This window comes from Desulfosporosinus hippei DSM 8344, from assembly GCF_900100785.1.
Taxonomy (GTDB): Bacteria; Bacillota; Desulfitobacteriia; order Desulfitobacteriales; family Desulfitobacteriaceae; genus Desulfosporosinus; species Desulfosporosinus hippei.
On record NZ_FNCP01000035.1, the window covers coordinates 26,145 to 37,810 of the forward strand.

General features: G+C 40.8%; 11 protein-coding genes and 2 riboswitches. Of the genes, 10 read left to right on the forward strand and 1 reads right to left on the reverse strand.

Features of this window, described 5'->3' with window-relative positions; genetic code table 11:
- Positions 1-11: 11 nt before the first annotated feature.
- The gene (locus BLS16_RS20770; protein ID WP_092335539.1) at positions 12-437 is read right to left on the reverse strand and encodes a hypothetical protein; all 426 of its coding nucleotides are present in this window, start codon (positions 435-437) and stop codon (positions 12-14) included.
- Positions 438-609: 172 nt separating this feature from the next.
- On the opposite strand from BLS16_RS20770, the gene BLS16_RS20775 reads away from it, so the two are divergent.
- The 10 genes from BLS16_RS20775 (at position 610) to BLS16_RS20820 (ending at position 11,437) form a co-directional block, all read left to right on the forward strand.
- Positions 610-873 carry a hypothetical protein gene (locus tag BLS16_RS20775; protein ID WP_092335540.1) on the forward strand — a complete coding sequence of 88 codons (264 nt, stop codon included), beginning with the start codon at positions 610-612 and terminating at the stop codon, positions 871-873.
- 253 nt (positions 874-1,126) lie between these two features.
- Positions 1,127-2,092, forward strand: a complete 966-nt coding sequence (locus tag BLS16_RS20780) for an HlyD family secretion protein (RefSeq protein WP_092335541.1) — start codon at positions 1,127-1,129, stop codon at positions 2,090-2,092.
- 15 nt (positions 2,093-2,107) lie between these two features.
- Positions 2,108-2,761 (forward strand): HlyD family secretion protein, encoded by a 654-nt coding sequence (locus BLS16_RS20785; RefSeq protein ID WP_092335542.1) that lies wholly within the window; start codon positions 2,108-2,110, stop codon positions 2,759-2,761.
- Positions 2,762-2,776: 15 nt separating this feature from the next.
- Positions 2,777-4,408, forward strand: a complete 1,632-nt coding sequence (locus tag BLS16_RS20790; protein WP_092335543.1) for a DHA2 family efflux MFS transporter permease subunit — start codon at positions 2,777-2,779, stop codon at positions 4,406-4,408.
- Positions 4,365-4,832 (forward strand): MarR family winged helix-turn-helix transcriptional regulator, encoded by a 468-nt coding sequence (locus tag BLS16_RS20795; protein WP_092335544.1) that lies wholly within the window; start codon positions 4,365-4,367, stop codon positions 4,830-4,832. Before BLS16_RS20790 ends, BLS16_RS20795 begins: the two co-directional genes overlap by 44 nt.
- Positions 4,833-4,913: 81 nt before the next feature.
- Positions 4,914-5,015: riboswitch (purine riboswitch) on the forward strand.
- 421 nt (positions 5,016-5,436) lie between these two features.
- On the forward strand, positions 5,437-6,600 hold the full coding sequence (locus tag BLS16_RS20800) for a pyridoxal-phosphate-dependent aminotransferase family protein (RefSeq protein ID WP_092335545.1): 1,164 nt from the start codon (positions 5,437-5,439) through the stop codon (positions 6,598-6,600).
- Between the two features lie 416 nt (positions 6,601-7,016).
- Positions 7,017-7,118: riboswitch (purine riboswitch) on the forward strand.
- 289 nt (positions 7,119-7,407) lie between these two features.
- A complete protein-coding gene (locus tag BLS16_RS20805; protein WP_092335546.1) occupies positions 7,408-8,211 on the forward strand; it encodes an FAD binding domain-containing protein in 804 nt (267 codons plus the stop codon).
- On the forward strand, positions 8,196-8,645 hold the full coding sequence (locus BLS16_RS20810; RefSeq protein WP_092335547.1) for a (2Fe-2S)-binding protein: 450 nt from the start codon (positions 8,196-8,198) through the stop codon (positions 8,643-8,645). Before BLS16_RS20805 ends, BLS16_RS20810 begins: the two co-directional genes overlap by 16 nt.
- Before the next feature lies 1 nt (position 8,646).
- Positions 8,647-10,923 carry a xanthine dehydrogenase family protein molybdopterin-binding subunit gene (locus BLS16_RS20815; RefSeq protein ID WP_092335548.1) on the forward strand — a complete coding sequence of 759 codons (2,277 nt, stop codon included), beginning with the start codon at positions 8,647-8,649 and terminating at the stop codon, positions 10,921-10,923.
- A gap of 172 nt (positions 10,924-11,095) precedes the next feature.
- On the forward strand, positions 11,096-11,437 hold the full coding sequence (locus BLS16_RS20820) for a MazG-like family protein (protein WP_092335549.1): 342 nt from the start codon (positions 11,096-11,098) through the stop codon (positions 11,435-11,437).
- Positions 11,438-11,666: the final 229 nt, after the last annotated feature.

Sequence of the window (11,666 nt, forward strand, 5' to 3'; positions counted from 1 at the left end):
CAGTTTACTGCTTAATTAAAGTCAGTATCGGAATCAGTTTCAGAATCGGTATCAGGTACAAAGGATAAATTACAAAAGGTAAGTACATCATTAAATTCGATAAAGCTAAAGTTGTTAGCTTGAGCTTTTTCCATAAGTTGAGATAGGGGAGTTGTGGTTAGGATAACATCCTTTGGCTCCAGTAGTTGATGAATGAGACCAAAGTGTTGGGGATTAAAGCGAATAGAAATATGTATTTCATTTTCCCAAGTTACTTGAAGGACATAGGCATCTTTATGTTCAGTTGAAAACCAATGATAAGTATATTTGGAAAGGCCGGACTGATTGATAGCTCTGACTTGTTCATTGAATTCTTTAACATATAGGATAAGAACATCACGCCCATTTTCAAGTTTTCCAAAGGCGGACTGTTCAGGTGTGTATGCTTGAGTAAACATCTTAACTCCCCCAATTCAATAAATCGTGAAGGCTCCCCCAAAAAATAGTCGCAATATCAACTTACTTTACCCGAGTGAACGAGTTTAATGATCTATTCTTAATATGCTGTCATTATAGACTATTTGGATGCTTAAGTGAAGTAATAACAACAAGACGAAAGAAGGGAATCAAATGGGTAATCCCTGTGGAACGACAAATGCCAAAATCTACAAGACCATGGATGTTAATGGAGTTCCGATTTATTATGGTTCGGGAGTTAATCCTGTCAATTCCCCAGCACAATATTTTGTTGCGTGGGGTAAAGGAGTAATATCTTCAGGTTTGATCCATACCTTTAACAGTGAATCCTTAGAACAGGGATCGCTGTGGTTTGTTGATGAAGATGAGGCAGAGGTACAATATGCTAAACTGCGAGAAGTCCTAAGTAAGAGATAAAAAAGACATTCACACATGTGCAAATGTCTTAACCAATTTGTCAGGTTCCAATATTTCTAGCATCTGCTTGTAGATAAAGCAGATGCTTTTTTGAGGCTTTTTAAATATTCTAATTATCGCTGAAGTGAAGATATAATCTGAAAAGAAAATCATTGAATAAAGGTATTGACATAGTAGTCAAATGGCAGTAAATTAAATCGTGCCCTAAATGTACGTATGCGAACTATTCTTACACAAACAAAGGGGGATTGGAATGAAAAGGGTGTTCAGTATTCTATTAGTGATGAGTGTCTTACTTACAGGATGCAACAGTACAAGTCCAAAGGTTGAAACGGATAGTGTGGCTGAAGCAAGTAAACCTGTTTTCGTAATGGCTGGAATTATTGATGCAAATGAAAAAACACAAATTACCAGCAAACTATCTGCTAAGGTTCTTGAAAGTCCAGTTGAAGTTGGAACGGTAGTTCAGAAGGGTGATTTGCTAATTAGCCTAGACACAAAAGATATTGAAGCGCAGGTGGCACAGGCGCAGGCAGGGGTTAATACTGCCCAGGCAAATCTGTTTAAAATGGAGGCTGGTGCGCGCCCGGAACAAATTGCTCAAGCTGAGGCAACTTTAGAAAGTGCAAAGATAAGTTATACCAATTCTAAAAATAATCTTGAGCGGAATCAACAGCTTCTAGCAGCTGGAGCAATATCTCAAGCCCAGTTTGAATCTGCTCAGACTCAGTTAGCTGCGGCTCAAGCACAGTACGATTCGGCCCAAAACCAACTAAACCTATTAGTAAAAGGCGAATCACCAGAATCGCTAGATGTCATGAGGGCACAAGTAGCTCAATCCCAGGCAGCCTTAGCACTTGCTCAGACTCAGTTAGCAAATGGAAGGATTGTGTCCCCCATCTCCGGAATTGTCAGTGTAAAAAATATTAATCTAGGTGAACTTGCGACTCCGGGGGTAGCCTTGATCTCTGTAGTTAATCTTAATTCCTTGTTTGTTAAGGCTTCTTTGCCGGATGGATTTATTGGAGATGTTAAGGTTGGAGACGAAGTTGTAGTTAAAGTACCGGATATTATAGATCAACAATTTAACGGAAAAATATCGATGATAGATCCTGTTATCGATTCGCGCAGCAAAAGCGTTTTAGTAAGAATAAATCTCGATAACCACGATTCAGTGTTGAAACCAGGAATGCTGGCTGAAATCGGTCTAATTAAATAAGGGTAGGTGGAGAAGATGGCTGACAAGCGGAAAAAACTCATCTCTTTAATAGTTGGAGTAATGATGATTGCTTTAGCTAGTGTTGCTAGCTATTATTGGTATAAAAATGCATACTACGTTTCAACGGAGGATGCACGAGTCGCCGGTGATCTGGTAAGTGTAAGTCCGCAGATTTCAGGTAAGCTCTTAGAACTAAATATTAGTGAGGGAGATACAGTTGTTAAGGATCAAATCTTAGGACGTCAAGGGATGAGTGGTCCCCAAGAGACAAACATTGACCAATCTGTTTTTAGAGCACCTATTAATGGGATAGTTATTAAGAAGCAAGGAACTGTCGGGGAGTTTATTTCTGCTGGTCAAACAGTGGCCATAATCGTTGATCCGGAAAAGCTTTATATTAGCGCAAATATTGAAGAAACAAAGTTGACAAAGATAAGAGAAGGGCAGAATGTCGACATAACAATTGATCAGTATTCTGATAAGCCCTTTACCGGAAAAATAATGCATGTTGGCCAGGCCTCAAACTCAACCTTTGCTTTGCTACCTTCATCAACAAGCGGTACATTTACCAAAGTCATCCAAAAGGTACCTGTAAAAATTGAATTTGATAAAAGCGATGTCACGTTACTGCCTGGCACTAATGCTGTGGTTAAGATCCATATAAAGTAATGGGGTGTGTAAAATATGGCGGAAAATGACATGCCTGAAAAAGCGGGTGACAGTTTATATAAATGGTCCGCATTGCTTGTCGTTGTAATCGGTACGTTTATGGTAATGCTGGATAGTAGCATAGTTAATATTGCGATTCCTAAAATGATGAATGTTTTTGGTTCGGATCTGGAAACCATTAAGTGGATATTAACAGGATATACTTTGGCTATGGGTGCGGTGGTACCTATTACGGGCTTTATCAGTGATACCTTTGGGATAAAAAAGCTCTTTATTGGAGCCTTGGGCGTTTTTACAATAGGGTCATTTCTATGTGGCCTTGCTTGGAGTACCAATACCATGATTGCTTTTCGTGTGATTCAAGCTATCGGCGGCGGCGCGATCATGCCTGTGGGAATGTCCTACATTATGCAAATCTTTGCTGTTCATGAACGTGGTAAGGCTTTAGGTTTTTGGGGTATCGCGTCAATGTCCGCCCCCGCAATCGGGCCTACTTTGGGGGGCTATATCATTGAGCATATGGATTGGCGCTTTATTTTTTATGTTAATGTCCCAGTTGGTGTGATCGGAGTTATGGTTGCAGCGCTTTTGCTAAGAGAAACTGCTTTAAAACCTTATAAAGGAAATTTTGATTACATCGGTTTCGTTTCTTCAATTTCGGGTATAGTTAGCATTCTTTATGTCTTCGGTGAAGGTAATTCAATCGATTGGGGAAACGTAAAATTTCCTCTTATTCTTACATTCGGTATATTTAGTCTTTTGATTTTCATCGTAAATGAATTAACTCACCCAGATCCCTTACTTGATTTGCGAGTCTTTAAAGTCTATAATTTTACGTTAAGTCAATTTATAACGGGTATAACGACTCTTGCTTTGATGAGTGGAATGTATGTTTTACCACTGTTTTTACAAAATATAAGAGGTTATACTGCAATGGAAACAGGTTTAATCTTATTTCCGTCAGCAATAGCCTCGGGATTAATGATGCCGATTAGTGGTGCATTATTCGATAAATTTGGGGCAAAGGTTGTCACGATTCCAGGGCTGATTATTGTTGCCTTTGCTACTTATGAAATGTCTATGTTTAATATGAATACATCAATGTCAACAATTACTTTAGTAGCTGCGCTAAGAGGGGTCGGACTTGGATTTGCAATGATGCCGGTCAATACTGCAGGTATGAATGATGTTCCAAAGCATCTCTTCGGGAAAGCAACTGCTTTGTCAACGACAGTCCGGAGTATATTAAACGCCTTAGCCGTTACATTTATGACGACTATGATTTCTTCAAGGTCAACTGAAAACTACGCACGGCTTACTGAGCAAATTACCCCATTTAATCAAACTGCCGGCACTGTGTTAAAAGGTTTGCAAGGACTTTATATGAAAAATGGATTATCTCAAGCAGATGCTCATGGCTCAGCACTATCGACCCTCGGAAAAATGGTCTATGCACAGGCCTATCTGGATGGGATGAACTATGTAGTGTCCTTAACAGTCTTTGCCGTAGTTCTTGCAATCTTAATGGTACTCATGATGAAAAACAGAAAGATACCAAAGAGTGATCAATCTGATAAAGGTATTGCGAAAAGGGAGGTACTAAATGGAACAGAATCAGAGGCCCGAATTGCAACAGTCCTGGAGTAAAGATTCTGAACGAATAGTATTTCTGTTTAAATCTATCCATAAAATATATCGAGATCATCTCTATAAAAAATCCAGACAGTATGGTTTTACAGGACCTCAAATTGGACTGATTATGGGTCTGCATAAGAATCCGTTTTCAACCTTAAACGAGCTAAGTGAGTGTTTAGGTCTTTCGAAAAGTACCGTATCAGGTATTGTAGATCGCTTGGTCAATCAAGGCGTAGTTATTAGGGAAATACCAGAAAACAATCGGAGGATTGTTCGTCTCTCATTATCACCTGATTGGCAGAAAAACAATGCACTCCATGATCTGATGCATAAATATATTAATGACACCCTTGCGAATGCCAGTCAGAAAGAGTTAGAAAAGATAATTTTGGGGTTAGAGACCTTATATTCTTTACTCGCCAAGGGCGAAACCTAAATTGTCGAACGTTTCTGCTACCAAAGTAGTAAACGTTCGAAAAAATATTTGACCAATGCCCAATTATCTTGTAAAATATATGATAACAAGTGAATTATAGTTCATATAATAGCAGAGATAAGGTCTGCAAGTTTCTACCGGACTGCCGTAAATCGTCCGACTATGAGCGAAGTGTCGAGGTATCACGTCCAAGATAACAGATATAATGACTTGACAATGGGGTTATCTGTATTTGGAGGATTCCTTTGGGTAAATTGCGACTCTGCAACCCCAAGGTGACAGGTTCTCTCACTAAGTTTGAGCAGAATCTGTCATTTTGGGTTATTCTTTTTTGAGGTAATCCTTAATTAAGAACCAGTGTATTAAGTTTACCAACATTTGCTTAGATTCTATATGGACGGCCTATGCAGTAAAGGGAGGACATCGGGAAGTTGATAATCTCTATCGCTTTGGGCTTGTGAATTCATTTGCGATCTCATGTATTCGATTAATCTTTTAAACACGAATTAGTTGCTTTTATGAGTTCCCTTGAAAGATGCTTAAGCTTATTCGCCAAATGCAAAATGATTAATATTGAATGTTTAAATTAAAGGAGATGGAAACTTTGCGTAATAAAGAAATGTTGCTTGTACCAGGACCTACACCCGTTATGGATGAAATATATGACGCTTTGTCTAGTGAGACAATGGGGCATACAGATCCGAGATTTGCCAGGATCTTTAAGAACAGTTTGGATTTGACCAAGCGATTGTATAATACTGATGGCGAAGTCTTTGTTATTGCCGGTTCTGGAACTTTGGCCATGGAAATGGCCATTATTAACACGGTTGCGCCGGGTGAAAAGCTGCTGGTTGTAAGCCATGGCTATTTTGGCGATCGCTTTATCCCAATGGCAAAGGTATTTGGTATTCAAGTTGAAACCCTTCAAGCCGAGTGGGGTCAACAGATCAGTAAGGAATCAGTTGCAGAAAAATTGGCCGAGGGTGGTTTTAAGGCTGTAACGGTGACTCATGTCGATACATCCACGGGTGTAATGGCTAATGTTGAAGAGTTAGTTCCAGTGGTTAAGAAAGCTGGTGCGCTCTTTATATTGGATGGGGTCTGTGCTTCTGCTGCTTTAGAAGAGGATATGCAAAAAACTTATGGCCATCCCGATTATAAGATAGATGTTGTCTTAACCGGATCCCAAAAGGCAATAGGGGTTCCACCGGGACTTGGAATTGTAGCTTTTGGCCCGCAAGCGCTGGCAGCTCGTGAAGAGATGGCTTCAGTTATGGGTTACTATACAGATATCAAGAACTGGCTTCCAGTTATGAACGAGCCAGTAAAGTATTTTGCTACCCCTCCGGTTAACATGATTTATGCATTTAATCAGGGCATGGAAATGGTTATGGCAGAAGGTTTGGAGAATCGTTATCGTCGTCACTCAGCCCTTGGACGAGCAATGAGAACCGCTCTAAAAGTTTATGGAATGAAGCCTTTAGCAGAAGAAGCTGTAGCTGCTCCGACTTTAAGCTGCATCATTTATCCTGAAGGCTTAAACGATGCAGAGTTTCGCTCGAAGTTAGGAGCGAAGGGTGTGGTTGTTGCCGGGGCTTTAGCGGCCTTAGCAGGGAAGGCATTCCGAATTGGGCATATGGGAAATGCCACCGAAGAAATGTTTATTAAAGCGCTTCAAATCATTGGGGAGACTCTCCAAGAGATGGGATATGAAGCGAAGGTGGACGCAGCAATCGATGAATTCAAAGGGATTTATCGTTTGGTATAAAGAACTTCAAATGTTGAATATTAATTCTAACAAAGAGTTTTTACATTATCATTATAAAGAGACAAGGCTGTTAAGGAATTTGATATTACTCCCCTTGTGGTAGACAGGTTAAAAAATAATTGTCTATTACAAGGAGGAGCTTTTTTATGTCTAACTAAGCGTAATTATCAGGATCAGATAAGGTAGCAATTGAAATTCGTCACTGGTGTCGAATTTGATCTGGATACAACATACTATGATCTGCTGAAAATGCATAAAGTAATCGAAGATTTTCCATTTAACTCCTTATGTTTAAATCGATAATGACATCCCACACAGAAACACTACATCGATTGTTCGAACGATATACATTATTACTCATTTAATGTTCGGAAATGTATTGACCTAGGCTTAAGTTTCTTGTAGAATAATCTCTAGATCAGTAAATAAATAGTGTTCATATAGTGGCAGAGATATGGTCTGCAAGTTTCTACCGGACTGCCGTAAATGGTCCGACTATGAGCGAAAGAATGTACGACGGGCCTATGCCCAAATTGTACAAATCCAAAAACTTTAGAGGTACTATTCAGAAAGCATAACTTTACTTTAAGTTGCATTTTCTGAAGCATAAGTGCAACTAAGGCTATCGCCTGCGCCTAATGCTTGCCGCTGGCCGAGTTTTCTAATAGGTTAACTTTGTTTTTGGATTATGCCGCAGGGTCAGATCCCAGGCGGGCAGATTTCTCTCATCAATTTGAGTTGAAAGCTGTTCGCTTGGGTTTGTTTTTTTTATGGTAATGACTTAGAGACACATGAGGAGGGGTAAGCGTGTTTACCATGCTTAATTTGGTTCAACCAAAAGAACTTGAAGAAGCGTATCAGATCTTGTCTGAGAAACGAAATAATACTATTCTTGGAGGCTGTGCCTTTCTAAAAATGGGCAAAAAACGAATAACGACAGGGATAGATCTGTCGAACCTTAAGTTGAACTATATTCAGGAGCGGGATGGATTTATTGAGATTGGAGCTATGACAAGTCTGCGAGATATTGAAATTAATCCCCTGCTAAAAGATAATTATAATGGGGTACTTGCGCAATCTGTGCGTGATATTATCGGAGTGCAATTTAGAAACGGTGTGACAGTAGGTGCTTCAGTATATTCTAAGTACGGCTTTTCTGATCTAATCACGGCGTTATTGTCCTTAGACACGGAGGTTGAGTTATTTAAGGCAGGGAGAATGCCTTTAGAAGAGTTTCTTGCTCAGCCAAAGGGAAAGGATATCCTTGTTAGATTATGGATAAGAAAAACCAGCTGTCAAGCAGTCTACATGAGCTTTCGGAATTCAGCCAGCGATTATTCGGTTTTAAATGTAGCAGTATCTAAGCTTAATGATCAATGGAGGATTGCAGTGGGGGCCAGACCGAGTAAAGCAGCGCTTGCAGTCAGTGCTTCCGAAATGTTAGTTGGAGAGATTCCGTCGTCGGAAAGGATTGAAGCGGCGGTGCAAAAAGTTACAGAGGAATTGTCCTTTGGAACGAATACGAGGGGTACATCCGTTTATCGAAAAGCCCTTTGCAAAGCTCTCGTCAGACGGGGAATACTGGAGGTAATGGCATGCAAATCGAACTAACAGTTAATGATAAAGTGGTTCAGTGGGAAGTTGGGAACCATGAGTTCTTAGCGGATACGTTAAGATCCCATGGGTATTTGAGTGTTAAAAAGGCTTGCGACACAAGTTGTTGCGGACTTTGTACTGTCTGGATAGATGGAAAATCAATGCTTTCATGTTCGATTCTTTCTTTGCGTGCCCATGGCAAAAAAGTCACAACTATTGAAGGGCTGCCTAAGGAAGCAGAAGAATTTGCTCAGATACTCAGCGCAGAGGGGGCTGAACAATGTGGTTTTTGCAGCCCTGGCTTTATTATGAGCGTGTTAGCAATGAAAAATGAACTTGTTAACCCCACTGAAGAAGAAATCATTCACTATTTAACGGGTAATTTGTGTCGCTGTACTGGCTACATGGGTCAGCTTAGAGCAATCAAGACCTATTTGGGGGTGGCTTAGGATGAAGAATGTAGGCCATAGTATCCGGAAAATCGACGGGATGGCAGTTGCCACAGGTAAGCCTGTGTATACCGAAGATTTAGCCATGCCTAATGCTTTAGTAATAAAAATCCTTAGAAGCCCACATGCTTATGCTAAGATTACTTCGATTGATGTATCTAGAGCAGAGAGTATAGAGGGCGTAGAATGCGTGCTCACCTATAGGGATGTGCCAAACCAACGATTTACTTTAGCTGGCCAATCTTACCCGGAGCCTTCGCCCTATGATCGTTTGATTCTGGATCAAGTCCTTCGCTATGTAGGAGATGAAGTGGCGATTATTGCGGCTGTGGATGAAAAGACAGCGCACCGAGCAATGAAGAAGATCAAAGTTGAGTATGAAGTACTGAATCCGGTTCTGGACTTTGAAGAGGCCATAGGGCACCCGTCAGTTGTTCATCCTGAAGAGGACTTGAGCGTTAACTTCGATATTGGCTTACGGAAGGAAATGAATATTACTTCTTCCAGTCATGAAGAAGTCGGAGATGTGGAAGAAGAGTTTAAGCATTGTGCCGTAATTGTTGAAGACGTCTATTATCCCCAAGCTCAAGCGCATACCATGATGGAGACCTATCGTTCTTTTACCTATCTGGATCACGCAGGCAGATTAGTTGTACTCAGTTCGACACAGGTTCCCTTTCATATTAGAAGACAGTTAGCTCGGGCCTTGCAAATTCCGGCAAGTAAAATCCGCGTAATTAAGCCCAGAATCGGCGGTGGATTTGGCGGAAAGCAGACCGGAGCAGGAGATATTTTTGCAGCCATTGTTACTATAAAGACCGGAAAACCGGCGCTGATCATTTATGATCGAAAAGAAACCTTTAGCGCCACGACTAGCCGTCATGCTATGAGATTAAGGGTTAAATTGGGTGCTGACTTAGAAGGAATTATTAGGGCAATTGATATGGAAGTTTTATCGGATACAGGAGCCTATGGAGAACATGCCCCGACGGTTTTAAGCTGCGTAGGGCACTACACTCTGCCCCTCTATAATAAAACCAGAGCTGTACGATTTGACGGGAAAGCTGTCTACACCAATAAAATGCCTGCAGGGGCCTTTAGAGGATATGGAGCGACTCAGGGAACATTTGCCTTGGAATCGACGGTGAATAAATTAGCGGAACAGCTAAATATGGATCCGACAGAAATTCGTTTAAAGAACATCAGCAAAGTCGGAGAAACATTTCTTACGGGTCAGGGAGTTGCACTTGGCAGTACGACCTTAGATCGATGTATTGCTAAGGGGAAAGAGTTGATCAGTTGGGAGGAAAAGTTCCCGCGTCAAGAAATTGGAAACAATAAAGTGAGAGCGGTGGGAATGGCTATTACGATGCAAGGGTCTGGAATTGCCAATATTGGGACGGCATCCGTTGAAATTCGCTTAAATGATGATGGCAACTTCACTCTGCTTACGGGAGCAACCGATATGGGAACTGGATGTGACACAATTCTCACCCAAATAGCGGCAGATGCTTTAGAGGTTCCTATGGAAATGATTATTATTAATGCTGGAGATACAGATACATCTCCGTATGACCCTGGTTCATACGCCTCTAGTACAACTTATTTAGCAGGTAGTGCAGTTATCAAGGCCGCAGAAGAGTTAAGAGGAAAGATACTTGAGCAGGGTGCATTACTTTTAGGGGTTTCTGTCGAGGATGTTGAATTTGATGGCTTAGCAGTTCGAACTTTACGGGGAGATAAGGATATAAGCTTTGCCAAGCTTGCTGAGCTAACTGTTCTTGGTAATGGAAAGCTACAGTTAGTAGGCTACGCTACTCATGGCAGTGAAGTATCCCCGCCTCCCTATGTTGCTGGTTTTGCTGAGGTAGAAGTTGATCAAGAGACGGGTAAAGTGGATTTAATTGATTATGTAGCGGTTATTGACTGTGGAACAGTTATCAATCCAGCTTTAGCTCGGATTCAAGCGGAAGGTGGAATTGCTCAAGGGATCGGGATGGCACTATACGAACAGGTCAGATATGATGAAATAGGAAAGATGGCTACCAACAGCTTTATGCAATATAAAATCCCCACTCGTAAGGATGTTGGCAAGGTTCGTATAGCATTTGAAGAAAGTTTTGAACCTACAGGTCCATTTGGAGCAAAATCAATCGGAGAAGTAGTAGCAAATACCCCGCCGCCAGCTATTGCGCATGCGATTTATAATGCTGTTGGAGTCAGAGAGAACCAGTTGCCAATAACCCCGGAAAAAGTTTTTCTGGGAATGTTAAAATAATTCTCCGGGAAGGGTGCTTCTGTCTGACTTGTTGGTTTGATCCTCACTAGGGTAAGCAAAACCCAGTGAGGATCAAATTTTTGATGTGAGTAAGCATTAGCCCTCTTTACTTCACAGTGCCCTTGTCTAAATTGTGCTATAATGTATAAAGACTATCCGGAGGTGTGGCTAAATGACTTTAAATAATCTAACAGCTCAGAAAAGGTGCGTTTCGAAAACAGTCACGTTGCCTCGCTTGAACCGATTGAGTCCTTCGTTAGAAAGTACAGCACTTAAAATCATGGAGGAATCAGGTGAATTAGCCCAAGCAATTGGGAAACTCCGTGGGCTCAACGGGGAGCAACAGCGCTTAGTAGAGGAAGAGGCCATGCTGAAAGTTGCTAAGGAGCTGGTAGATGTGGCTCAAACTGCTGTGACAATGATGTTTGTTCTTGAAGAGCAATATGGAATAGATTTAGAAGTAATTCTAAAAGAACATTTAGAGAAGCTGCGTACCAAAGGATATTGTGATTAAATTCTTTTAGGTATTTAGCTTTGCTTATAAATAGTTTATTTCTTTTTAGAAATTTCCTTTTTTAGTTAGAGGAATTTATTAGGATTCTAACGAATGTTTGAACTAGGGGATGGCTAAAGCTTAAAACGGAGGTTATAGTTTGAAAGAACCCATAAATATGAACGCTTTAATAAAAGGACATAACAAAATAAGCCCTGCTAACTAGCGGACTTTGAAAAATGAATATCGA